Origin of the sequence: Haloarcula quadrata (genome assembly GCF_003634715.1) — an archaeon.
Lineage (GTDB): Archaea > Halobacteriota > Halobacteria > Halobacteriales > Haloarculaceae > Haloarcula > Haloarcula marismortui.
Map to the genome: position 1 here is coordinate 859,673 of NZ_RBWW01000001.1, position 24,164 is coordinate 883,836.

General features: G+C 61.9%; 26 protein-coding genes and 1 tRNA gene. 21 read left to right on the plus strand and 6 right to left on the minus strand.

The genetic code is table 11. From position 1 onward, the window contains the following. The first annotated feature begins 4 nt into the window (after window positions 1-4). The 9 genes from cheY (at window position 5) to flaJ (ending at window position 9,092) form a co-directional block, all read left to right on the plus strand. Window positions 5-364, plus strand: a complete 360-nt coding sequence (cheY, locus tag BDK61_RS04495) for a chemotaxis protein CheY (protein WP_004515265.1) — start codon at window positions 5-7, stop codon at window positions 362-364. Further along, window positions 365-1,582 (plus strand): chemotaxis protein CheC, encoded by a 1,218-nt coding sequence (locus BDK61_RS04500; RefSeq protein WP_004958720.1) that lies wholly within the window; start codon window positions 365-367, stop codon window positions 1,580-1,582. Further along, a complete protein-coding gene (locus BDK61_RS04505) occupies window positions 1,582-2,103 on the plus strand; it encodes a chemotaxis protein CheD (protein ID WP_007189311.1) in 522 nt (173 codons plus the stop codon). The genes BDK61_RS04500 and BDK61_RS04505 overlap by 1 nt, the downstream gene beginning before the upstream one ends. Window positions 2,104-2,344: 241 nt before the next feature. Then, window positions 2,345-4,021 carry a FlaD/FlaE family flagellar protein gene (locus BDK61_RS04510; protein ID WP_121302413.1) on the plus strand — a complete coding sequence of 559 codons (1,677 nt, stop codon included), beginning with the start codon at window positions 2,345-2,347 and terminating at the stop codon, window positions 4,019-4,021. Continuing rightward, the gene (locus tag BDK61_RS04515) at window positions 4,005-4,442 is read left to right on the plus strand and encodes a flagellar protein F (protein ID WP_007189309.1); all 438 of its coding nucleotides are present in this window, start codon (window positions 4,005-4,007) and stop codon (window positions 4,440-4,442) included. The genes BDK61_RS04510 and BDK61_RS04515 overlap by 17 nt, the downstream gene beginning before the upstream one ends. 1 nt (window position 4,443) lies before the next feature. After that, on the plus strand, window positions 4,444-4,896 hold the full coding sequence (locus BDK61_RS04520) for a CARDB domain-containing protein (protein WP_121302414.1): 453 nt from the start codon (window positions 4,444-4,446) through the stop codon (window positions 4,894-4,896). Beyond that, on the plus strand, window positions 4,893-5,654 hold the full coding sequence (locus BDK61_RS04525; RefSeq protein WP_005537381.1) for an ATPase domain-containing protein: 762 nt from the start codon (window positions 4,893-4,895) through the stop codon (window positions 5,652-5,654). Before BDK61_RS04520 ends, BDK61_RS04525 begins: the two co-directional genes overlap by 4 nt. A gap of 13 nt (window positions 5,655-5,667) precedes the next feature. Then, complete coding sequence (locus tag BDK61_RS04530; RefSeq protein WP_121302415.1) at window positions 5,668-7,341, plus strand: type II/IV secretion system ATPase subunit; 1,674 nt, start codon at window positions 5,668-5,670, stop codon at window positions 7,339-7,341. A 2-nt stretch (window positions 7,342-7,343) separates the two neighbouring features. Continuing rightward, window positions 7,344-9,092: an archaellar assembly protein FlaJ gene (gene flaJ / locus BDK61_RS04535; protein ID WP_121302416.1), complete on the plus strand. Its 1,749-nt coding sequence runs from the start codon at window positions 7,344-7,346 to the stop codon at window positions 9,090-9,092. A 261-nt stretch (window positions 9,093-9,353) separates the two neighbouring features. Here the strand turns inward: flaJ and BDK61_RS04540 are convergent, their stop codons facing one another. Beyond that, complete coding sequence (locus BDK61_RS04540) at window positions 9,354-10,451, minus strand: aminopeptidase (RefSeq protein WP_121302417.1); 1,098 nt, start codon at window positions 10,449-10,451, stop codon at window positions 9,354-9,356. Between the two features lie 264 nt (window positions 10,452-10,715). Here BDK61_RS04540 and gnd point away from each other — a divergent pair, with 264 nt between their 5' ends. The 3 genes from gnd (at window position 10,716) to BDK61_RS04555 (ending at window position 12,445) form a co-directional block, all read left to right on the plus strand. After that, on the plus strand, window positions 10,716-11,615 hold the full coding sequence (gnd, locus tag BDK61_RS04545; RefSeq protein ID WP_121302418.1) for a phosphogluconate dehydrogenase (NAD(+)-dependent, decarboxylating): 900 nt from the start codon (window positions 10,716-10,718) through the stop codon (window positions 11,613-11,615). A gap of 128 nt (window positions 11,616-11,743) precedes the next feature. Next, entirely contained in the window at window positions 11,744-12,328 is a 585-nt protein-coding gene (locus BDK61_RS24135) for a 2Fe-2S iron-sulfur cluster-binding protein (protein WP_004958689.1), read from the plus strand. A 44-nt stretch (window positions 12,329-12,372) separates the two neighbouring features. Beyond that, window positions 12,373-12,445, plus strand: a tRNA-Arg gene (locus BDK61_RS04555). A 109-nt stretch (window positions 12,446-12,554) separates the two neighbouring features. On the opposite strand, the gene BDK61_RS04560 is transcribed toward BDK61_RS04555, so the two are convergent. Beyond that, window positions 12,555-13,382 carry an IS5 family transposase gene (locus BDK61_RS04560; RefSeq protein WP_121302419.1) on the minus strand — a complete coding sequence of 276 codons (828 nt, stop codon included), beginning with the start codon at window positions 13,380-13,382 and terminating at the stop codon, window positions 12,555-12,557. 360 nt (window positions 13,383-13,742) lie between these two features. On the opposite strand from BDK61_RS04560, the gene BDK61_RS04565 reads away from it, so the two are divergent. The 4 genes from BDK61_RS04565 to BDK61_RS04580 all read left to right on the plus strand — a co-directional run bounded on the left by BDK61_RS04565 (window position 13,743) and on the right by BDK61_RS04580 (window position 17,437). Further along, window positions 13,743-14,627 carry an NAD(P)H-binding protein gene (locus BDK61_RS04565; protein WP_121302420.1) on the plus strand — a complete coding sequence of 295 codons (885 nt, stop codon included), beginning with the start codon at window positions 13,743-13,745 and terminating at the stop codon, window positions 14,625-14,627. 60 nt (window positions 14,628-14,687) lie between these two features. After that, window positions 14,688-15,590, plus strand: coding sequence for an NAD-dependent epimerase/dehydratase family protein (locus BDK61_RS04570; protein ID WP_121302421.1), 903 nt, complete (start codon window positions 14,688-14,690; stop codon window positions 15,588-15,590). Window positions 15,591-15,702: 112 nt separating this feature from the next. Next, entirely contained in the window at window positions 15,703-17,097 is a 1,395-nt protein-coding gene (locus BDK61_RS04575; RefSeq protein WP_121302422.1) for a selenium-binding family protein, read from the plus strand. 22 nt (window positions 17,098-17,119) lie between these two features. Then, window positions 17,120-17,437 carry a 2Fe-2S iron-sulfur cluster-binding protein gene (locus BDK61_RS04580; protein ID WP_121302423.1) on the plus strand — a complete coding sequence of 106 codons (318 nt, stop codon included), beginning with the start codon at window positions 17,120-17,122 and terminating at the stop codon, window positions 17,435-17,437. 9 nt (window positions 17,438-17,446) lie between these two features. On the opposite strand, the gene BDK61_RS04585 is transcribed toward BDK61_RS04580, so the two are convergent. Both BDK61_RS04585 and BDK61_RS04590 read right to left on the minus strand, forming a co-directional pair. Further along, window positions 17,447-17,683, minus strand: a complete 237-nt coding sequence (locus tag BDK61_RS04585; RefSeq protein WP_121302424.1) for a hypothetical protein — start codon at window positions 17,681-17,683, stop codon at window positions 17,447-17,449. A gap of 38 nt (window positions 17,684-17,721) precedes the next feature. Further along, on the minus strand, window positions 17,722-18,789 hold the full coding sequence (locus BDK61_RS04590) for a zinc-dependent alcohol dehydrogenase family protein (protein ID WP_121302425.1): 1,068 nt from the start codon (window positions 18,787-18,789) through the stop codon (window positions 17,722-17,724). A gap of 111 nt (window positions 18,790-18,900) precedes the next feature. Between BDK61_RS04590 and BDK61_RS04595 the strand changes: the two genes are divergently transcribed. Both BDK61_RS04595 and BDK61_RS04600 read left to right on the plus strand, forming a co-directional pair. Beyond that, the gene (locus tag BDK61_RS04595; protein ID WP_121302426.1) at window positions 18,901-19,233 is read left to right on the plus strand and encodes a hypothetical protein; all 333 of its coding nucleotides are present in this window, start codon (window positions 18,901-18,903) and stop codon (window positions 19,231-19,233) included. Window positions 19,234-19,295: 62 nt separating this feature from the next. After that, entirely contained in the window at window positions 19,296-20,624 is a 1,329-nt protein-coding gene (locus BDK61_RS04600) for a M28 family peptidase (protein ID WP_121302427.1), read from the plus strand. Between the two features lie 465 nt (window positions 20,625-21,089). On the opposite strand, the gene BDK61_RS04605 is transcribed toward BDK61_RS04600, so the two are convergent. Continuing rightward, window positions 21,090-21,779 (minus strand): hypothetical protein, encoded by a 690-nt coding sequence (locus BDK61_RS04605; protein ID WP_049938968.1) that lies wholly within the window; start codon window positions 21,777-21,779, stop codon window positions 21,090-21,092. Between the two features lie 102 nt (window positions 21,780-21,881). After that, window positions 21,882-22,256, minus strand: a complete 375-nt coding sequence (locus BDK61_RS04610) for a response regulator (RefSeq protein WP_004958661.1) — start codon at window positions 22,254-22,256, stop codon at window positions 21,882-21,884. Window positions 22,257-22,397: 141 nt separating this feature from the next. Between BDK61_RS04610 and BDK61_RS04615 the strand changes: the two genes are divergently transcribed. The 3 genes from BDK61_RS04615 to BDK61_RS04625 all read left to right on the plus strand — a co-directional run bounded on the left by BDK61_RS04615 (window position 22,398) and on the right by BDK61_RS04625 (window position 24,151). Next, on the plus strand, window positions 22,398-22,688 hold the full coding sequence (locus BDK61_RS04615; protein WP_007189296.1) for a hypothetical protein: 291 nt from the start codon (window positions 22,398-22,400) through the stop codon (window positions 22,686-22,688). Window positions 22,689-22,919: 231 nt separating this feature from the next. Continuing rightward, window positions 22,920-23,369, plus strand: coding sequence for a 6-pyruvoyl trahydropterin synthase family protein (locus tag BDK61_RS04620; RefSeq protein WP_121302428.1), 450 nt, complete (start codon window positions 22,920-22,922; stop codon window positions 23,367-23,369). Continuing rightward, a complete protein-coding gene (locus BDK61_RS04625) occupies window positions 23,369-24,151 on the plus strand; it encodes a 7-carboxy-7-deazaguanine synthase QueE (RefSeq protein ID WP_121302429.1) in 783 nt (260 codons plus the stop codon). Before BDK61_RS04620 ends, BDK61_RS04625 begins: the two co-directional genes overlap by 1 nt. Window positions 24,152-24,164: the final 13 nt, after the last annotated feature.

Sequence of the window (24,164 nt, forward strand, 5' to 3'; positions counted from 1 at the left end):
AGGCATGCCAGACGTACTGATCGCCGACGATTCAGAGTTTATGCGTAACCTCCTCCGCGAGATTCTCGAAGAAGACCACGAGATTGTTGGGGAGGTCGAGAACGGAGTCGAAGCTGTCGAAGTGTTCAAAGAAGAAGGGCCAGACCTGGTGATGATGGACATTGTGATGCCCATCCGGGATGGTATCGAGGCCACGGACGAAATCAAATCTTCCAATCCCGATGCGAACGTCATCATGTGTACAAGCGTTGGTCAGGAAGAGAAGATGAAGGAGGCCGTGAAAGCGGGGGCCGACGGGTACATCACCAAGCCGTTCCAGAAACCCAGCGTGATGGAGGCTATCGAGGACGTCGTTCCCTCATAGATGAACGTCGATATTCAGTCGCTCGGCACGTTCAACCAACTCGCTCACGAGGGGGCTGAACAGGCCACGCAGTCGATGGGCCAGATGACTGGCATCGATGCTGTCGTCGACGTCACCAAGATCACGCTGCTCGACAGGGCTGATGTCGGCGAAGAACTGGCTGGCCGGGACTTCGTCGGAGTCGAGTTCTCTTTCGATGGCGTTCTAGAGGGCGATACTGTGCTTGCCTTCGACGTTGACAGCGCCGGGACGATCACCGAGGAAATGATGCCCGGTAGCAGCGACGACGAGGCGATGGCCAGAAGCGGTATCGAGGAGATCGGCAACATCATGATGAGCGGGTTCATCGACGGCTGGGCCGACTACGTCGGTGCGACCATCGACCACTCGCCGCCGGAGTATATTGAGGAGTCCGGTAGCGACGTGCTCCCTGATGCGCCCGAGAGCGGCGACCACCAGCAGGTGTTCGTGTTCAAATCGGAGATCGAATGGATCGACGAATCGGTGAATTTCTACATCTACATGCTCCCTGAGTACGAATCACTCACGGAGATGATGGTAGAGCACGTCGACACGGACGGCGATGCGATCCCCATCGACAAGCTCCAGACGTTCAACGAGATGACGACCAGAGGCACTCAAAAAGCCGCTGACAACGTCGAGATGATGACCGGCATCCCGACTGAATCGGAGGTGACACAGATCAGTTTCGCTCCCATTGAGGACGTGCCAAAGCAGATCGGAACGGACACATTCGTCGGGACGGTCGTCGAGTTCACCGGGACCCCCAGTGGCTACCTCATGGTGCTGTTCGACGAGGTCTCAGCAATCAACGTTGCGGAGGCGATGATGCCCATCGAAATGGACAGTGATGAGCTAACTGACCAGCACAAGGCTGCCATCGAGGAGCTGGGGAACATCATGACGAGCGGGTTCGTCGACGGCTGGGCGAACGTCCTCCAGACGTCAGTCGAACACACGCCGCCGCGGGTCGTCCACGATATGGGCCGGGCGATTATGGACCCGCTTGCGGCGCAGGTCGGACAGTATCAGGAGCATGCGTTTATTATCGACTCCCAGATGCAGACCGACGACATCGAGTTTCAGGCTGAGATTCACGCTCTCCCCAACGAGAAAGAGTTGCGCGCCGCCCTCAACGACCTCGATGTCGAGCGGGCGACCGAGACGGGCGCGGACGTCGAACAGATATTCAAATAATGAAAGTATACGATGGTAGCCAAACAGAGAGTCCCGAACAAAGTACGCCCGAGCGCATCAAAGTCGGCATCGCGGAGTACAAGGTGACCACAGAGCCGGCCATGCTAACCACAAGCGGACTGGGCTCCTGTATCGGGATCGCAATATATGATACCCGTAACACGGTGGCCGGACTCGTCCACGTCATGCTTCCGTCGGCGGCTGATATCGACGGCGGCAACCATGCGAAGTTCGCGGACACGGGCATCGAAGCACTCATCGAGGCCATGGCGGATGCCGGGGCGTCGACGGAGGCCATGGAGGCCAAAATCGCTGGCGGGAGCGATATGCTCGACTTCTCCGAGAACGGATCCTCCATCGGTTCGCGCAACGCCAAGAAGGTGCGTGAGACGCTGGACGAACACGGCGTTCCCGTTGTCGGCGAAGATCTGGGTGGCGACCACGGCCGGTCCGTCAAACTCGAAGCGGACACTGGCAATTTCATTGTCAAAAGCGCGAACACGGACTCGATAACACTGTAATGTCTGCGAGCAGTAATCGTGTCTAACGTCTGGCGTCAGACGGGTGACAGCCGTTCGTCTGCCGGGGGCGCACTGCCACACTCTGTTCCCCGGCTTTCAGCTCGAAATTAATCTGAAATGTAACAGGCTAGTACTTGGATCGTTAATTTACCCCATCTGAGCCGGGAAAATGGGATATTATTATCAAATATGATACGCTAAGGAGAATATTCAAGAGTAGAAAAAGCGTGAGATACAAGAGATGAGTAGTCTCGCTCTCGTGCCACTGGCTCCAGCCGTCTCACCGGAACTGGCTGGACTGGCACCCGCCCTCTTTGTTCTGCTGACCGGCGGGCTGGTTGGTATGAGCATCAAGAATATGTTCGATTCGATTCTATCGGACGACGAGAGCGAGAACGCAAGCGACGACGGTGGCGGCGGGATGGCCGACGGCGGCGGCCTGATGGGTGACGACGGTGGCGGTGGCGACGATCTCGGTGGCCTCGGCGGCCTCGACGACGACGGCGACGACATGGGTGGGTTCGGTGATGACGAGTTCGGCGATATGGAGGACGCGAGCGGGCCTGACACTGACGAGCTGGAACACCGACTCGACGAACTGGAAAACGAGGTCGGTAGCCTCTCCTCGACGGTCAACACGGTGCGGACGGAAAACGAGAGCATCTCCGAATCTGTCGAAGAAACCGAGGAGAACGTCCGGAAGCTGCTCGACATCTACGAGATGGTCACCCGTGGCGTCAACCCCTTCGCCGATGATGTCGACGGCGGCATGGGCGGCATGGGCGAAGGCGGCGGCTCTTTCGGCTTGTTCGACGACGACGGGAGTGACGATACCGACGAGGACATCGACGACGATGTCGCCAACGCCGACGCAGAAGGGTTCTTCGACGAAGACCTGACGGATGACACTGGCGGTGATATGTCGATGGACGATGGCGGTGTCGACGATATGTTTCCCGATGACGGCGGCGACGACATGGGCGGCTTCGAGGACGACGGCGGGTCGTTCGACGAGGAGTTCGACGACTTCGACGACACGGAGGACGACATGAGCATGGACGATGGGATGAGCATGGACGACGGGGAGAGTATGGACGAGGACAGCGACGATGGTGACGGCGGCAAATCGTTCGCAGAGCTCAAAGACGAGTACGAGTCCGGCGACGCCGAGTGGGCCGAGGGCGAGGAACCTGAGGGCGAATCGGACGACGATGACCTCCTTGCTGACGACGATGACGACCTGCTGGCCGACGAGGGCGATGATCTGCTGGGCGAGGACGATTCGGACGGCGACGCAGGCGGGCTGGAAGACGACGACCTCTTCGACGAGGTCATCGAGGACGATGGGATTGATGAGGCCGAGACGGAAGCTATGGAAGCCGAACCAGAGCCTGAACCGGACCCAGAGCCGGAACCGGCCGCAGAGCCAGAGCCTGAGCCGGTCGCGGAGCCTGAACCCGAGCCAGAGCCGGAACCGGCCGCAGAGCCAGAGCCTGAACCAGAGCCGGAACCGACTGACACCGCGGCTACCGGCAGCGGTGATGCGGCAACGGCAGACGATGGCTCGGACGCGGACGATGACGGGAAACCCTACCTGGCGACGATGCCGGAAGGGTTCGCGGCGGACCTCATCATCGTCGAGTGGCTCGAGTTCCTGGTCCAGCACTCGGGCTACCGTGAGACGGCTCGCGCTATCGACTATTATGAGACTATCGACTGGATCGACGAGTCGGTCGCGGACCAGCTCAAGGAGTACCTCCGCGGCTTCGACGGCGTGAACGACACCGGGGATGGGCTGTCTATCGACCACCACACGGAGAGCCTGCACTACATCTCACAGCTTGACAGTGACAGCGGCGCTGACGCCGTTGCGCTCTCGAAACTGGTGGGGGGTGGTTCCGATGGGATTCAGCGTTAGCGGCTCGGCAGCCGTCATTTTCGTGGCCGCGTTCATCGGCTTCGGGATGTTCTACTCCGCAGCCGCGAACGGCTTCGAACGCGTCAACGACGCCCGCGAGGACCAACGCGACCGGCTCCTCGACCAGCAAAACACCGATATCTCGCTTGTGTCGGCGACGTGGAACAGCAGCGGGAACGACAACCTTGTCGTGACCGTCGACAACACCGGTTCCGAGACGCTGTCGGTCGAAGCGACCGACCTGCTGGTCGACAACGATTACCGCACAGGCTACGGCACGACGGTCGACGGTGACGGTTCGACGGACATCTGGGCGTCACAGGAGCGATTAGAGATTACCGTCACCTCACTCAGTAGTCAGCCCGACCGGGTGAAAGTCGTCACCGAGAACGGTATCGCCGAAACGATGGTGGTGAGCTAACATGGCGAGCGTTTCCGTCTCCCACCTGATTCTGTTCATCGCGTCGATGGCTATCGCCGCGAGTGTGGCCGGCGTCTTTACGACCAGCATCGGCGAACTGAGCAACGCGGTCTCGGAACAAGGGCTGGACGTAAGCAGCGACGTCCGAACCGACGTGGAAATCATTTCCGACAGCGGTAGCGACACCATCTACGACAGCGGCGCGAACACAATCACGGTTCACGTCAAAAACACCGGTTCAGAGACGCTGGCTCCGGTCCCCGGGCAAGTAGATGTGTTCGTTGACGGGACCTTCGCCAGTGATTACACGGTAACGCTGGAGCCAAACGGTGGCAACAGCTGGCGGCCCGGTGAGGTCGTCCGCATTGACATCAACGACAACCTCAGCGGCGGCGACCACCGGCTCAAGCTCATCGTCAACGGCGACGAGGAGGTGTTCGAGTTCAACACATGAGTATCGCAAGTACTGACCTATTCTCGCTCGGACTGGACGATCACGACCGGCTGAACAAGGAACTGGGCGGCGGTATCCCACCCGGCAGCATCATCCTCGTCGAGGGTGACTACGGGGCCGGCAAATCCGCCATGAGCCAGCGGTTCACCTACGGCCTCTGTGAAGAGGGCCACGAAGTGACCTACCTCTCGACGGAACTCACTGTCGGGAGCTTCCTCGACCAGATGCACTCGCTGTCGTATGACATGGTCGACCACATCCTCGATGAGGACGTGTTGTTCCTGCACGCCGACATCGGCGAATCGAACGCCCTCACCGGCGGAGACGACCAGACCGACCGGAAGGAACTCCTCAAGCGGCTGATGGAGGCCGAGGTGATGTGGGACGCCGACGTCGTCGTCATCGATACCTTCGACGCTATTCTCAGGAACGACCCCAAGTTCGAAGCTCTCGTCCGGCAAAACGAGGAGCGACAGGCCGCTCTGGAGGTTATCTCCTACTTCCGGGACGTCATTTCACAGGGTAAATGCATCATGCTCACTGTCGATCCATCGACGCTGGATGAGGAGGCTATCGGTCCGTTCCGGGCCATCGCTGACGTGTTCATCGAACTGGAGATGATCGAGGTCGGGAACGACGTGCGCCGGCAGATCAACGTTCTCCGATTTGCCGGCATGGGCGAACAGGTCGGTGACACCATCGGGTTCTCGGTCCGCTCGGGAACCGGCATCGTCATCGAATCGCGCAGTGTCGCCTAGAGGTGACTAAGATATGACAGATCACGGACGTGCGAAGCCGTCGGACGAACTTCGACAGATGGCAGCGCGGCGGCCCCACCTGCGGGACCACCTGAAGAAGTTCAAACAGATCACCGGTGAGTTCCCGATGCTCATCGACGAGGCCGACGACGACTACGAGACGAATCGGCCGAACGTGCTGTACCCGGTCGGTGGCCCTATCTTCTGTCATATCTACGGCGACGTGGGTCAGGACATGAAGTACTACGCCATTGAGCCGGAACTTGATGAGGACGAGCGGGCCGTCTTCGGGAAGGTCCGGAACCGCCTGCTCCAGCGCAGCGTCAACAAGCCCGCGCCCGAAAACGAGGCCCAGTTCGACGACCGTATCGAGGAACTCCTGCAGGAGACCACCAAAGTCCGGGACGAGGACAGCGACAGTGGCGTCCTCACGCGCCTGTCGAACCTGACCGACGTGAGCAGCGTCGAGGTCACACAAGAGACCTACGAGAACATCCTCTATCGACTGAACCGCGACATCGTCGGCCTCGGCCCACTCGAACCGGTCATGCGCGACCCGGCCAACGAGGACATTCACGTTATCGGCCGCAGCGAATGCCACGTCGACCACGGGGTCTACGGCATGCTCGAAACCACCGTCGAGTGGGAGACCGAGGAATCGTTCGACCAGTGGCTCCGGAACATGGGCGAGCGGATGGGTGACCCCGTCTCCGATTCGGACCCCATCGTCGACTCGACGCTGCCGGACGGGTCGCGCCTGAACCTCATCTACTCCGACGACGTGAGCCTCAAAGGCCCCTCGCTCACGATTCGGCAGGGCGACGACGTCCCGCTGTCCATTTTTCAGATTACCAAGTGGATGACACTGTCGCCGCAACTGGCCGCGTATCTCTGGCTCTGTCTGGAGAACGAACAGACCGTGTTCGTGGTCGGGGAGACGGCGTCCGGGAAGACGACGACGCTGAACGCCATCACTTCGTTCATCCCCGACGACGCGAAAATCTACACCGCGGAGGACACCGCCGAGGTGCTGCCGCCGCACAACACCTGGCAGCAACTGCTGACCCGTGAAGGGGAAGACGAAGGGACCAGCATCGACATGTTCGACCTGGTCGCCGCCGCACTGCGTTCTCGTCCCGACTACATCATCGTGGGTGAGGTTCGTGGTGAGGAGGGACGGATGGCGTTCCAGGCCGCCCAGACCGGCCACCCGGTGATGCTGACCTTCCACGCGAGCGACATCGTTTCGATGATTCAGCGCTTCACCGGTGAACCGATCAACGTCCCCGAGACGTTCATGGACGTGGCCGACGTGGCGCTGTTCCAGAACCGCGTCAAGCAGGGCGACCAGGTCCTTCGCCGCGTGACGAGCGTTCAGGAAATCGAGGGCTACTCCAAGGAGATGGACGGTGTCGTCACTCGGCAGGTGTTCAACTGGGACCCCGTCGAGGACGAAATCATCTTCCAGGGAATGAACAACTCCTTCGTCCTCGAAGAGCAGATCGCGACCCTGCTCGGCTACGAGGATACGCGTGACATCTACGACGACCTCGAGTTCCGTGCGAACCTCATCGAGCGGGCCATGCAGGAGGGAATTCTGGGGTATCACGAGGTCAACGACTTCATCTCGGACTTCCAGCGCGACGGTGTCGAAGGGATTCCGTTCAATATGGCCAGGCCCGACTAACAATGTCACAGGGTGAAGCCGAGAGCAACATCGACCTGACGATAACCGAGACGATCCAGTCGCTCGTTGAGTCCTACCGCCAGATGACGATTCCGATTGAGCGGTATCTCTTTCTCATCCTGCTACCGGCTGTTGCCTTCTTCATTATTTCGACGGCGGCCGCCCTTCTGATTGATCTCCCGCTCGCGATCCGTGGGCCCATCCCGTTACTCGGACTTCTGGTGATGGCGTCGGCAGTCTTCTACCCCAAAATCCTGTTGAGCCAGCGCAAACGAGAACTCAACAACCGGTTTCACCTGCTCATCACGCATATGACCGTGCTGGCGACGACGAAAATCGACCGGATGGAGGTGTTCCGAACGCTGGCCGAGGAAGACGAGTACGGCGAACTCGCGATGGAGATGCACCGAATTGTCCAGCTGGTCGACACCTGGAACCTCAGCCTCGACGACGCCTGCCGTCGCCGCGCCAAACAGGTCCCGAGCCGCGCGGTTTCGGACTTCTTCGACCGCCTCGCGTACACGCTTGGGGCCGGACAGGGACTCGATGACTATCTCCTGACCGAACAGGAGCAGATCATTCAGCACTACTCGACGGTGTACAAGAGCTCGCTCGACAGTCTAGAGGTCATGAAAGACCTGTATCTGTCGATGGTCCTCTCGATGACGTTCGCGCTGGTGTTCGCCGTTGTCCTGCCAGTCCTGACCGGAACGAACCCGACGATGACCGTCAGCGCCGTCATCGTGATGTTCGTGTTCGTCCAGACCGGCTTCTACCTCGCTGTCCGCTCGATGGCTCCCTACGACCCGGTGTGGTTCCACCCAGTCGAGTACCCGTCGCCGATTGAGTCTAAGCTCAACAAATCGATGGTCGCCGGCGTGGGGCTGTCGATGCTGCTCGTGTTCATCACGCTGGGCGGGATGCTCGGCATCTCGCCGATCACGCTGAACGACCTCTTTTTCATGTTCGACGAAGTGCCGCTCCCGATGTATGCTGCTGCGCCGATCACCCCGATGCTCATCCCCGGTCTCGTCTTCCGACAGGAAGAACAGCGTATCAAGGACCGGGATTCGGAGTTCCCGAATTTCATCCGCGCGCTCGGTGCGACCGAAGGCGCGAAGCAGTCTACTACCGGCACGGTGCTTCGCACCCTCCGCAAGAAGGACTTCGGCGCACTCTCGCCCAACATCGATAATCTCTACAAACGACTGAATATGCGAATTGAGCCGACCTCTGCCTGGCGCTTTTTCACCGCGGACTGCCGCTCCTATCTCATCCAGACCTTCTCCGAGATGTACCTCATCGGCCGCGAGATGGGTGGGTCGCCAAAGCAACTGGGCGAGCTTATCTCCGAGAACATGAATCAGGTGCTGCAACTCCGCCAGAAGCGCAAGCAGGCGGCAACGACGCTTGTGGGCCTCCTCTACGGGATGACCGCCGCGTCGACCTTCGCCTTCTTCATCGGCCTGCAGGTCGTCAACATCCTCGCTGATATGTCGCTCAACCTGAGCACCGGGAGCCGGCTCGACGCTGCCTCGCTTATCAACACCAGCGTCTACAACATCCCGCTCATCGAGTTCCTGCTTATCATCATTATCATGTTCGGCGCGATGCTGTCGTCCCTGATGATCCGGACCGTCGACGGCGGCCACAACGCCAACACGTACATGCATTTCGTGGTGCTCTCGTGGATCGGTGCTATTACTGGGACGTTCACGAAGTGGCTGGTGTCGCAGTTCCTCGCAATCTGAAGTACCTTTTTACTGCAGGGGGTTTCCTCGCGCCTGCGGCGCTGCGGGAACCCCCTTTGTAAAAATCTACGCTAAAAACAACCTCCGAGTCGCGGCCTGCGGCCGCGCTCGGAGTGAAACCGCTCGCTCCGATCGCGGTACAGTAACAGCGCTACAACCGCCGGCAAACCTGCCCTTCCCCGGGTCGCGCCACGCAGGGCGCTCCCGGCCCACAGAATCATGACATCTATTCCCGGCCCACAGCACCGCAGTCCCGCGACGCTACCCCTCGAAGCCGTCTTCCCAGCGGAACATGCCGTCTTGCTGGATGACTTCGCCGTCGACTTCGAGGTGCGACCCCTCGCCCATCGTCGTGATGAGGTCCTCGTGGACGGCGCTGTCGTTGCCGGACTCGCCCTCGGGCAGGCAGGCATCGTACGCGCGGCCGAGCGCGAGGTGGACTGTCCCGCCCATCTTCTCGTCGAAGAGGATGTTGTCGGTGACGCGGTCGACGCCGCGGTTCATCCCGATACCGAGTTCACCCAGTTGGCGGGAGCCGCTGTCGGTCCCGATGATTTCGTCGATGACTACCTCGCCCTGTTCGGCCGACCAGTCGACGACGACGCCGTCTTTGAACGTCAGCTCGACGTTTTTGACGCGACGACCCTGTATCGTCATCGGCACGTCGAAGGTGACGACGCCGGCGGTATCGTGGGGCGCGGTGAACACCTCGCCGGAGGGGAGGTTGTGGGAGTCGTAGGCCACGCTGGCGGCGGAGTTGACGGCGATACGGCCATCGATGAACAGCGTGATGTCAGTGCCGTCCGCGACGATACGGACCTCCGAACCGTCGTCCAGAATCTCCTTCAAACGAGCCTGTTCATCCGCCAGCGCCTCCCAGTCCCGTAGCGTCGCGTCGTAGACAAAATCCTTGTATTCGGCGTACGCCATTCCGGCCTGCTGGGCCATCGCCCGTGTCGGATGCTGTGTCGATACCCAGTCGGTATCCAGCCGAGCCTCTCTGATTTCCTGTCGAGCCGTCGAGTACGCCTGCCGCTGGTCGCTGTCCACGTCGGCCGTCTCGGTGGTATTCCGTGACCCCTTCAGGAACAGCACGCTGTCGGCCCGCTCGTACAGTGCCAGTTCGTAGTCTGGGTTCTCGGTAAACGACCCGTCGTGCGCCTGCAGATAGGCCCGCGTGAGTTCGTCTGACTGGTACGTCGATATAAGATTCGCGCCGCGGTCGCCCAGCTGTTCGGCCACGGCGACTGCGAGGTCGTGAGCACCGTCCTCAACGGCCAGCACCACGTCGTCGCCCGCGTCGATGCGAGCGCTCCAGTCAACAAGAATCCGGGCGTGTTCGCGTATTCGGTCGTCCATATCCCCACCAAGTGTGGCCGGAACAAAACGGCGGTGGTCCCCGGGTTGGCACGGCTGATGTGAGTGTATTCCGTGAATTTTTTGCGTTCCAGCGCTGGAATACTTGGTGCAGTACGGGACAGGACTCATGGCGATTCTCTCAGGGCCGTTTCCGGGACAGCCGATTGACGACGGCGTCAGGACTGACGACGGCACGGATGGTGTTCGTGCCACGCTTTTCTGTCGAACCGCAACCCCTACCTGTTCGGTCGGCGACTCCTCGGTATGGAACTTGGCGTCATTGGACTCGGACGCATGGGCCGCATCGTCGTCGACCGCGTACTCGAAGCCGGCCACGAAGTCGTCGTCTTCGATATCGACGAGGAGAGCGTCGCTGACGCGGCAGACGCCGGCGCTCGACCGGCATCGTCCATCGCGGATCTCGCGGGGAAACTCGGCTCGGAGAAACGGATCTGGCTGATGGTCCCGGCCGGGGACCCGGTCGACGCCGCGCTGGATGAACTGGCTCCGACACTCGACAGCGATGACGTCGTGGTTGACGGCGGCAATTCATACTTCGAGGACTCGGTCCGGCGCGCCGAGTCGACCGACGCGGCATACCTCGACTGTGGCACCTCTGGCGGTCCCGCCGGTGCAGAGCTGGGCTTCTCGCTGATGGTCGGCGGCCCGGAGTGGGCCTACGACGAACTGGTCCCCGTCTTCGATGCCGTTGCGACCGGACCGGACGGCCACGACCGGATGGGGCCGGCGGGCTCCGGGCATTACGTCAAAATGATTCACAACGGCGTTGAGTACGCGCTGATGCAGACCTACGGCGAAGGCTTCGAACTACTGGCTAACGGCCGGTACGACCTCGACCTCGAATCAGTCGCCAACACCTGGAACAACGGCGCTGTCATCCGCTCGTGGCTGCTGGAGCTCTGTGAGGAGGCGTTCCGCGAGGAGGGCAATGACCTCGGCGACGTGGCCGACCGAGTGGAGGGTGGGTCGACTGGTACCTGGACCGTACAGGAAGCGCTCGAACAGGAAGTTCCAGTGCCGCTCATCTACCAGTCGCTGGCCGAGCGGTTCGGCTCGCGGGCTGACGACGGTCGCTTCGCGCGCCGCCTCGCCAGCCGACTCCGATACGGCTTCGGTCGTCACGAGGTCCCACGACGGGAGTAGCCCTGCCGCCGATTGCGGTTGCTTTCTGTGCCCCCGTTCTGTGCCGAGGGCTGCTTCGTCAAGCGGTGTCGACGGTGCTCGCGCGCTGAAACAACAGCTAATTAAACCAGTATTCCATAGCCGTGCACATGGTAGAACTCGTTGGACTCGCCGCCGGGGCCACGCTCACCCTGATAGTGGTCGCGCTCCACTACGCCAAAGGGACCGGTTGGGAGGCACCGGAAGACATCTCCCAGGAGGTCCTTGAGCAGCGGGCCGCGACAGTCCCCGAGACTGACTTTGCGGAGCCGTACAACCGCTCTATCGGTGGTGGCGGTGCCGTAGCGATTCCGGCTGGTGAGGCCGAAGGCGAACTTGGCGAAGGTGAAGCGGTCGAAGAAGAAGACGAAGGCTTCGACCCCGACGACATCGCCGACGACGAGGTCGAGTACTACGAAATCGAATTCGCCAAGGAAGGCGAGACAATCGAGGTCGCCAACAACGAGACGATTCTCGACGCCGGCGAAGAGGAAGGCTGGGACCTTCCCTACGCTTGCCGCGAAGGCCAGTGTATCTCCTGTGCCGGCCACATTGAGGACGGCCCGGCGACGGACCACATTCGCCACAGCAACAACGACTCGCTGATGGATGACGACATGGAAGAGGGGTACTGCCTGACCTGTGTCGCGTACCCGACCAGCGAGTTCACTATCGAGACCGGCGAGTCACCCTGACGGTTCACAACCGTTAAGACGGACAGTCTGATACCGTTTTCTGTGGGCGGCTAGTTCAGCGGACAGAACGCCTGGTTCCGGACCAGATGGTCGGGGGTTCAAATCCCTCGCCGCCCGTGTAACGAACCTGCCGAGCAACAGTGAGACTGTGAGTGAACCGGCAGCGAAGATTCGAATCAGGGAGTGGAGCGAAGGGCCGTGGTGAATCGCCGGACGTAGCTTGATTTCACTGTTTCAGAGACTGCTTGATGTTGTGAACGACACACATCAAAACGAGTTCACGAAATTCACCGTACCAAGTTCGCGCACGCACGGCGTCGCCGAGCGTGCGCTTAATCGTGGAGAAGACGGTCTCACACATCGCTCGTTGGCGGTATCGAGGCCCATCGATCCGCGCGTTATGCGCGTGATCGATGGGCCGGAACTCACGATGTTTGATTAGCGGTCTTACGCCCTCTTCGCGGAGTTTTTCACGTAACTCCATCCAATCGTAGCCTTTGTCGGCAGCGAGGCTGGCGAGGTCGCCCGCGTTGCGGCGGGCGACCTGCCAGCCGAGCTGTGTGTCGTGGCGTTTCTCGGTCGTACAGTGAACATCCAGAATCGCTTGGCTTTCTGTGTCGACGAGAGCTGTCGCTTTGAGGGTCTGAACCCGGTAATTCGTCCGGCGACAGTAGTGCTTGCTAGCATTTTCTCGGTCGAAAAATGTCGCGTCTATCGCGGCGTGACCGCTCGGCTCGTGCAGTTGCGCCGAGAGGCGCAGCAGCACTCGCCAGAGCGCTGTCTTGATTCTGTCAAACCACTTCACTAGCGTGGAGTGGTCGGAGAGATCGGCCGCGTCGAGGCCGATCTCCCCGAGTATTTGTGGCATCTCGCTCAGCAAATCGAGTGCTTCTCGGTAGGATTTTTCCAGGTAAACCCGGAGACAGTGCAGCGACACCACCGCATACTCGGCGAAGCCGCCACCCCCTTCGGGGGCGGCGACTTCGCCTCGCTCACCAACAGCATTTTTAGCTAACTGGACCGCTTTCTGCGTGAAGCGGGAAATCTTAGACATGAACCATCGGCGGTTTCCCGCTTCATACTCCTAGTTCTAACGGTCGAAACCGGCGCTGTCAAGCGATTCACCAGAGCCGAGCGAAGCGGAACGACCGTGGTTCAAATCCCTCGCCGCCCGCTATTCTGCGCGGAACGGATGTGACGAGCGAATAGCAGTACAAGAGCGGTTTGAACCCGGGGAGTCGCAGCGACCGAGCGAAGCGAGGGCGACCGTCTCCACTCGGTTCAAATCCCTCGCCGCCCGCTTTTTGCGACCCACTGTATAGACCACGTGTCTCGTTCTGTGGTCCCGGACATCGACAGGACTGCACGGGAATCGCCGCAACGTCCTTGGGGTTCCGACCCAAGGTATGAACACATGCGTGTGCTCGTTATGGGTGCGACCGGATTCATTGGACGGCGACTGGTTCGTGCCCTGGACGACGCAGGCCACGATGTGGTGGCGTTCTCCCGGAGCGCGAGCGAAGAGTCCTTTCTCGAGGGGGTTGAACCGTTTGAGGGCGACCTCGGCGAACCGGACTCTCTTGATGGTCTCTGTGATGATATCGATGTCGCATATTATCTTATCCATTCGCTCACCTCCGAGAACTTTGCCGAGTTAGACCGTCGCTACGCCCGTCGGTTCGCGGACTCCGCGTCGGCTGCGGGCGTCGACAGAGTTGTCTATCTCAGCGGCATCAGCGGCGACGAGGAGAATCTCTCGCCACATCTGGCGTCGCGGCGCGAAGTCGAATCGGTGCTGGCGGAGGGGTCGTTCGACCTGACAGTGCTCCGGGCGGCGGTCATCATCGGCCCGGAGAGCGCGAGCTTCCGGATCGTCGACGACCTGACCGACCGCCTGCCGCTGATGCTCGTTCCCAAGTGGGTCCGAACGCCGTGTCAGCCCATCGGCGTCGACGACGCTATCAGCTACCTCGTGGAGTTACTCGATGCCGACGAGACCCGTGGCGAGACCTACGACATCGGCGGGCCATCGGTGTGGTCCTACGAGTCGCTGCTGAAACTTACCGCCGCCGAGAAGGGCAAGCGGGTGTTTATTCTTCCCGTGCCAGTGATGACGCCGGGCCTGTCCTCGCACTGGCTTCGATTCACGACAGACGTACAGTACGCCATCGCTCGGCCGCTGGCCGAGAGTATGCGGAACCCGGTCACGGTCGACCCGGAAATGGACCTGCAGGATGCCGTGCCAATCGACCAGATGCCGATCAAGGACGCCGTTCGGAAGGCGCTTGCTGGGGCGTGACGACTGGCGGCGACGTGTTCCGGCGGAACCCCTTTGGGCCTGTCTGCTGCATACCCTCGCATGCCTGAATCGGTCGCCGTCACCGGTGGCAACGGCCGCATTGGCAAGCACGTCCTTGACCATCTGACCACAGCCGGGTATCGAACGGTCAACCTTTCCCGTGGCAAGTGCGACGAGGCACACTCGGACGCGTACATCAAGACTGACCTGCTCGATGCGGGCGAGGTGTACGGTGCACTCGCAAAGAGCGATGCCGACACTGTCGTCCACCTCGGAATGATTCCCACGCCCGACCAGACGCCGGGATACCGGACCTACGAGAGCAACGTCATGTCCAGCTATCATGTGTTAGAGGCCGCTGGCGAACTAGGAATCGACACGGTTGCGCTGGCGTCGAGTTTCAGCGCTATTGGCGGCGGGTTCGAACCGGACCTGATAACAGTCGACTACCTTCCGATTGACGAGGACCACCGACTCACGCCATCGAACCCGTATGCAATGGGGAAGCAGACACTGGAGATCGCCGCCGACGGGTTCGCTCGCCGGAGTACGGACGCGCCGGAGACCATCGTATCGCTTCGGTTCCCGTGGGTCGTTGACGATGACCTGGCTCAGGAGACGTTTGTCGAGGCCGACCGTACCCTCGCCGGACTCCGGAACTCGGCGCATTTCCACACCCAGCGCAACACGCTCTGTGGCTATGTCCACGTCACAGACGCCGTTGCGCTCGTTGAGGCAGCCATCGAGGCGTCGTTCGCTGGCCACGAGCGGCTCTGGGTATCGGCTCCAGACACCAGCGCTGAGACACCGAGCGCTGAACTCGCGGCGGAGCTATACTCCGACGCTGACTACCGGGGCCAAACGGGCGACGACGGAAGCCCCTACACGGCGCTCATTGACACGACGAAAGCTGAGCGGCTGCTTGGCTGGGAACCGACTTGGAGCTGGCGACAACTGGCGTGAAGCCAGCGGTGGTCCGTCCATCGCTCCGGACACCACCATTACCGCGCCGCATATAGCGGCTGTTTCAGCCGGAACACGTTGCTAAAATGTAATGTGTCTGTAACTAACACGCATGAGTGATGCAGAGCAGCCAGCCGAGAGCGAGACACACGACCACCATGACCACGATCACGAGGGGCCGGGCTATGCCACTCCGCAGGCCGCCATCGAGGCGGCCGAGCCCGAACGAACCGCGTACGTGATGGGCCTGCACGTTGGTCAGGATGTCGACGCGCCGGACTTTCTGGCTGTCGTTGACCTCGACCCCGACTCCGACACCTACAGCGAAATAATCAATCGGGTCCAGATGCCGAACAAGGGCGATGAACTCCACCACTTCGGGTGGAACGCCTGTTCCTCCTCGTGTCATATGGACGGGCTGGAGCGCCGGCATCTCGTCATTCCTGGCCAGCGGTCCTCGCGCATCTACATCGTCGACACAAAGGAGCGCCGCGACCCCGAACTGACGAAAGTCATCGAACCGGAAGAGGTGTACGAGCACGACCTCTCCGCGCCCCATACCGTCCACTGCATCCCCGACGGTGAGATTCTGATTTCCATGTTGGGCGACGCCGACGGCGACCTGCCCGGCGGCTTCCTCGAACTGAACGACGACTTCGAGGTGCAGGGGCGGTGGGACCCGCCCGGCGAGATCGAGATGAACTACGACTACTGGTATCAGCCCCGCCAGAACGTGATGCTGTCGACGGAGTGGGCGGCCCCGAAAACCTACTACCCCGGTTTCGATCTGGACGATGTCGAGGACGGGAAGTACGGCCAGCGGCTCAACTTCTGGGACTGGGAAGACGGTGTCATCGAGCAGACCATCGACCTTGGCGAGGACGGCCTGATTCCGCTGGAAGCCCGCTTTTTGCACACGCCCGAGAGCACCCACGGCTACGTTGGCGCGGCGCTGTCCTCGAATATCATTCACTTCCACGAGTCGGACGGCAGGTACCACGCCGAACCAGTCATCGAGTTCGACGACCGCGAGCACGAAGGCTGGGACATGCCGGTGCCGGCACTGGTGACGGATATCCTCATTTCGATGGACGACCGCTACCTCTTCGGGTCAAGCTGGCTCCACGGGGAGGTGTGGATGTACGACATCTCGGACCCCTCCAACCCCCGAAAGGCGGATTCCATCTCTATTGGCGGCTACTTCGGCGACATCGAACAGGTTCAGGGTCGTGATATCGTCGCGGGTCCGCAGATGCTCCAGCTTTCGCTCGACGGCGAGCGGCTGTACTGGACGACCTCACTGTTTTCCTCGTGGGACAACCAGTTCTTCCCCGAGGAAGCCGAGAAGGGGTCAGTGATGCTCAAAGCCGACGTGGACCCGCGAACGGGAACGATGTCGCTGGATCGGGATTTCCTCGTGGATTTCGGCGACCTCCCCGAAGGCCCTGCTCGTGCCCACGAGATTCGGTGGCCCGACGGGGACTGCACCAGCGACGTGTGGCAATGACGATGGTGTGGCTGGACAGCCGATGACCGAGGTCCTGCTGGACTGGCGGGACAGTGAGCGCACCGAGACGATTGCGGTGCCGGACGGTGAGACGATACTCGATGCCGCGGCGGCCGCGGATATCGGGCTGCCCTTTGGCTGTCGGACTGGCGCCTGTGGGACCTGTACTGCTCGGTTGCTGTCCGGCGACGTGGCCCATCACCGCCCGCCGCGGGCGCTCAAGGACCGGCATCTGGCGGACGGCTACGTCCTGCTCTGTATCGCCGAGCCGACGACCGACACGCATCTCGCTGTCGGTGCAACGGTGCAAGCAGAACTGGTCCCGAACCCCTGGAAGTGACGGGGCCGCTTAGGCCCGGTGCTGGCCTGACAGCGCCTGCTGGAGTACCTGCCCCAGAAACCCGATAGCTGGAACGACAAACACCGTCGCGTGGACCCAGGCGTCGTAGATGATATTGCCCGGCTTGGTCACGAGAAAGAGGCCGTAGAGGACGAGCATCACGAGAACCCACAGGACGGTGATGACCAGAAACGGGACGGCGTCCCGGACTGGGTTGACGACAGCGTCACGCAGTATGTCGGACATGCTTGGGTGGTCAGGCTGAAGCGGGAAAAGCGTACCCGCTACCGACCGAACTCTGTCACCAGTTCGATGCCGTCGGTTCCGTAGTCGGTCATCGCCGCCAGCCGCTCCGAAACCGCCTCTAGCGCGACTCGGCGAGTGACGAGCGCACCGGGGTCGAGCGGCCCGTCAGCGACCAGTCGGAGGAGTTCGTCGTACCGCGACGGCGGCATCCCGCGAGAGCCGAGCACGTCGATGTCCCAGCGGGTAATCCAGTCGGTCGGCAGCGCCACCTCGCCGCGCTCGGCGTTGGTCGTCAGTCCAACCTGAACGTGCGTGCCCCGGGGGCGGAGGCTCCGAACGCTGTTTTGACAGGTCTCGGCTCGGCCCAGCGCATCAACGGACACCTCCGCGCCGCCGTCCGTTTCGCCCTCGATGGCCGCCGGCACGTCCTCGACAGCGCTGGCGTCGACAACGGTGCTTGCGCCCGCGTCACGGGCCATCGCCAGCGGCTCGTCCCGGATGTCGACGGCGATGACACTCGCACCCAGTGCCGACGCGATCTGGACGGCTGCCAGCCCGAGGCCGCCACAGCCATGCACCGCGACGCGGTCCCCGGCGGCGATATCGGCTCGATGGGCCAGAGCGTGGAACGCTGTGACGTATCGACAGCCAAGCGCCGCCGCGGCGTCGAAGCTGACGCCGTCGGGCAGCCCCACGAGGTTGTAGTCGGCCTGCGGGACGGCGACCTGCTCGGCAAACGCGCCCGGCGCATCGGATTCGAAGCCCAGCGCCCACCCGTCTGTACAGACGTTACCGTGACCGTTCCGGCAGTAGCCACAGGTCCCGTCGCCGAGGTTGAACGGCACGACGACGCGGTCGCCGACCGACACTGTCGTCACCTGGCTGCCCGTTGCGGTGACGCGACCCGCCGGTTCGTGACCCAGCACCTGCCCTATCGGCACGTCGTCGTCGGCCCAGTCGCCGTGGCCCTGCCAGGCGTGCCAGTCGCTCCGACAGATCCCACACGCCTCGACCGCGACGACGGCCCCGTCCGGGTCCGGCGTCGGCGGGTCGCGGTCCCGGACGGCCAGCGGTTCGCCGTACGCCTCAAGCACTGCGACACGCATGGGGCTGCTTCGCGCGGCCCGGATAAAATACCGAGGACGGCAACCCCGGACTGCTGAGCGGCCAGTTACCGGGAGCCGATCTTATGTAGCCCTGCAGCCAACTGTCCGGGTATGACCCTCCTCCCGGTTGTCGTCGCCCTGTTCGTGTCGCCAGCGGTCACCGCGCTGGTGTACGCCGACGCCAGACGGCGCGACCTGTCCCAGCGGTACTGCACCGTCGCCGCCTTTGCCGTCGGGCTCGCCAGTTTCGGCGGGTTTCTCGCCGCGAGTGTCCTCGGTAGCGGGCTCTTTTCGGCGTCCTATCGCCTCTTGAACCAGCCGGTCATAGCCGTCACGCCGCTTGATTTGCTTCTTTCCTTGCTCTGCTTCGGCCTCGCTGTCACTGCACTGGCTGTTCTTGGATATGGACTCACCAGTCGATACGGCCCGCTCGCGTCGTCGTAACCGCCGCCGATTTCGGCTCGGCGACCCCCAATTTCAAAGCCGGCACGGTCCCACCGAGACGTATGGACGACACTGACTGGATCGGAGAAACGTTCACCAGCACGGTCGGGTGGGACCACTTGGAGACGCTGGTCGACATCGGGAACCGGATGGCGGGCAGCGGCGGCGAACGGGCGGCCGCAGAAGCGACCCGAGACGCGCTAGCGGCGTACGCCCGCGACGCTCAACTCTCCGAGTTTGGGATTCAGGGCTGGGAACGCGGTGACAGCGCTGTCCACGCCGGCGGGTTGCCGGTCGCGACACAGGCCCACGAGTGCATCGCCCTCCCGCGGTCGCCGGCCGGCGAGGTGACCGGCGAACTGGTCGATGTCGGTCACGGTCTCCCAGAGGATTTCGAAGACGCTGACTGCGAGGGCCAGATAGTGCTGGCCCGCTCGGACGTGCCCGACTGGTACGACCGGTATATCCACCGGCGGGAAAAGTACTACCACGCTGTCGAGGCGGGAGCCGCAGGGTTCATCTACCGTAACCACGTCGACGGCGTGCTGCCACCGACCGGGAGCGTCGGCACCGCGGACGCACCAATCGGCGAGATTCCGGCTATCGGCGTCGCAAGCGAGACGGGCGCACGGCTGGCTCGCCGATACGCCGGGGAAAACGTCACCCTCAGCGTCGACTGCGAGACCCCCAAGGCGACGAGCCAGAACGTCCACGCCGAACTGGGACCGGACACGGACGAGCGACTGCTGGTGACCAGCCACGTCGACGCCCACGACATCGCGGAAGGGGCGATGGACAACGGGGCCGGGACGGCGATGGTCGTTGAGGTGGCCCGCGCGCTGGCCGGCCGCGAGGACGAACTGGCGACGCGCGTGGAGTTCGTTGCCTTCGGTGCCGAGGAGGTCGGACTTGTCGGCTCGAATCGGCTGGCCGGCGAAACTACCCTCGACGACGTAACGGCCGTGCTCAACTTCGACGGCGTCGTTCAGGGTCGCACGTTGAAGTGTTACACCCACGGCTTCGACGCACTTACGGCCGCTGCCGAGGACGTGGCTGACCGCCTTGACCACCCCATTTCGCTCACGCCGGAGCAAGGCCCCCATAGCGACCACTGGCCGTTCGTGCAGCGGGCCGTCCCCGGCTATCACGTGACCAGCGAAACCGGCGGCGAGGGACGTGGCTGGGGCCACACCCACGCCGATACGCTGGACAAACTGGAACCCCGGACGTTCCGCGAACAGGCCGTCATTCTAACCGAACTTGCTGTAGCGCTTGCGGACGACTCAGCACGGCCTGCTCACAAAGACCCCGCGGAGATCGCCGATGCGCTCGAAGCACAGAACCTCGCCGAAGGGATGCGGATTACAGGAGACTGGCCCTTCGGCGATTGACGCGACGCCGCCCGCTTCACCGCCACGTTCGACTCCCGTGACCTGTGCCAAAGAATTACCAGATTTCTAGTATTTTCGACCCCACCTGCGTTCCGGTGTTCTAGTCGCTGACGGCGGACTATAATGATTTACTCAGTATAGAAGTAACATATTCCGTAGGTTATTTACCATATGGGTACCTGGAAATCGATGGCAGGTCGATTGGTCTACGTACTGAAGCCCGCATGTGAACGCTGTCACCGGCGTTCGCTGCCAAGCTCCCATGCTATTCGGTCTCGCGGAGTCCGAGACCAAGCCGACGTGAGTAAACCATCCCTGCCGTCGTCAGTCAACACCAACACCAATACCTGACGCGACGGCCGTCCACGTGCCAAGGCGGCCGTCGTGTCCACTTTCGGACTGAACTTCTGAGGAACACCAGCCGGGAGCGCGTACTGTAGAAACCGACATCCGGCGACGAGGGTTCTATGACTCGTACGCCTGTTCTACGTCAGCCTTCGCCGACGGAATGACCTGTTGTTCAGCCCGTCGCATCGACCGCAATGCCTCGTCGGTGAACTCGACATCGAGCGTGGGGAGGGCCCGTGCGAGACCGCCCAGCACCTCGCCGGGGTCGATGCTTAGTTCGAAGGCGAAGGCGTTCTGGTCCTCCTGTAGTGGGACGGAGAACTCGAAGTGTGTCTGGACAATATCTGTCGCCATCTCCTGGTCGTATGCGTCGGTGACAGCAGTCCAGAAGTCGTCACTGTCGGCGGCCACCAGCGGTTCGAGGTCATCGCCAAACGACTGCTGGCGGGCCAGCAGTCGCTCCCGAATCTGGTCTCGTCGGTCGCCACGGACGGTGTCCCGGAGCGCGTCCCAGTAGATGTCCCGGGCCAGCACTTCGTCAGCATAGGTGTCGAACGCCGCGTCAGTGGCGGCGTAATCGAGCACCGGCTCCAGCTGGTCGAGTATCTGTTGCTGGTAGGACTGGAGTTTCGGCCGGATGACGTGGCGCTCTAGTGGGCGGCTGTTGTTCAGCAGTTTGCCCGCAACGCGGCCTCCGCTCCCGTTTGACCCGCGTAGCACGGCTGCCACGTCAAACGCCGCGTACGTCTCGTCGACGAACTGCGAGAGGTAACGTTCGAACTCTCGTTCGACGGCACGTCGTGTCACACCCGACTCTGTGGGCTGCAGTGACCTATCCCTTACGCCGATGTTCGCCACCGATAGTCCCTCGCAACATGGGCCACCGCTGCCGACTGCCGTGTTTCGAGGTCACTCCCGGCCTGCACGGACTACCACGGAGACCCGATTGGCCACGATATTCATCTCTCCGACAATGTTGTCTTTGTGCACGAAATCGGTTACACCGGCCTCCAGCGCCTCGGCCGCAATCGATTTCAGTTCGGTCGTTGTCAGCAGGAGGACCGGCAGTGAGTCGGGTAGATCCCTGGCCAGCGCAATACCAGTTTCATCCGGCAGGTCGTAGTTTGTTACGACACAGTCGACCTCGTTCTGGGCAACGTGTCGTGCTGCTTCACGGGCAGTCGAAACGACAGCGACGGCGAAATTGTAGCCCCGAAGTGCGTCCTGTAGTTGTGTCCCGAGAAAATCGCTGTCTTCGACCAACAACAGCCGATCGGTCGTCATAGTACACGCTAGGGACAGGACAGATTAAAACCACCGTCAGTGCATTTCGGAAGCAATCATAACTGTCGTCTGGGGCTTGTGCCGCGTTTTCCGCTGTGCATTCAACACGACCGTTATCACTGTGTATACCTAACAGCGTCTGTGTCCAGAGATCTGCCCAGCGACGTACACGCGGTGCTGACACAACTCGCTGAAGAGGGAGAGACGGCGATCAGCGGCGCGGAGTTCGATACGGCTCGGCAGACGGTTGCGACGGTCGAGACGGTCAGCCGGAACAAACTCCCGGAGTGTGAGTTGCGCTCGCAGTTGCTCCACGGCTGTGAGCAAGTGTACACCGCGCTCGATACCGACGATCCCGACGCTGCCGCCGAGTATCTCCGAGCGATGAACCGACGACTTGCGGCCGTTGACGACGGAACAATCTCTGAGTAATCTGGCACCCATACTAAGACGCGGAACCGGCTTTGGAGATTGCTGAGCACCATCCTGCGGTGAACGCTGTCCGATTAGCTACTGTCTATTTGCTCTCGATGCGCGTCCGCCACTGCACGCATACTGTCGGAGGATGACTACTGAAGTCCCTTCCATCTCAGTTCCGTGTTACCGAGACACTTGCGGGCCAGTTCCCGTGAGAGTTAAGCCACCGACCGATAATACCGTGATATGTCTCAGCGACTATCGAAGGCCGATAACACACTCGCCGACGCTGGCGAACGCGAACTCGTCGTCGGCGGTGACCGGCCGCTCCGGATCTCTGCGGGCCATCGATTGCTCCATCACGACGGGAAATGCTCGCGCCCGCACGGACACAACTACGAAGTAACCGTCCGCGTCACCGGCGAACTCACCGATGAGGGGTGGGTCGTCGACAAGGGCAAAATCACGGACGTGGTCGACGAGTGGGACCACCGTTTCCTGCTTGAGGCCGGCGACCCACTGGTCGAGGCCTTTGAGGCCAGCGGCGACGGCGACGCCGTGGTCGTCCTCGACCATCCGCCGACAGCCGAGGTCATGGCGGCGATACTGGAACAGCGCCTCGCCGACCGCCTCCCCGAGACCGTGTCGGATGTCGCCGTCTCCGTTCGGGAGACAAGCGAACTCTGTATCCGCTGATGCCGGTCGCAAACGACGCGCCCGGGGTCGATATCGAGGGGACCGACGCCGACGCAGAGTCGGGTGACCTCCCCATCAACGAACTGTTCCAGTCCCTTCAGGGCGAGGGCCGACTGGCGGGCGTCCCGAGCGTGTTCGTCCGGACCAGCGGCTGTAACCTGCGGTGCTGGTTCTGTGACTCCTATCACACCTCGTGGGAGCCGACCCACGACTGGTTTACCGTCGATGACGTGCTCGCGGCTATCGAGGAGTACGACGCCAACCACGTTGTCCTGACCGGCGGCGAACCGCTCATTCACGATTCGAGCGAGGACTTGCTGGCGCGGCTGGCCGACCGGGGGTATCACACGACGGTCGAGACCAACGGGACCGTCGTCCCGGACGCCCCTATCGACCTCGCCAGTGTCAGCCCGAAACTGGCCTCCAGCACGCCGACGGCCGACCGCGACCCCGACGGTGACGGCGAGTGGGCGGACCGCCACGAGGAGCGCCGGCTCGACGTGCCGACGCTGGCCGAACTCGTCGAAACCTACGACACGCAACTGAAGTTCGTCGTCACAGGCCGCGAGGACATGGCCGAAATCGAGCGCCTCCTCAAGCGACTCCGCGACGCCGCGTCGACCCGCGTGCGTGACGACGACGTGCTGCTGATGCCGGAAGGCCAGACGCGAGACCAGCTCGAAGCGACCCGGGAGACGGTCGCTGACCTCGTGCTGGAGTACGGCTACCGGTACACACCGCGACTCCACGTCGACCTCTGGAACGACGCACCGGGCACCTGACTGACCTGACCGA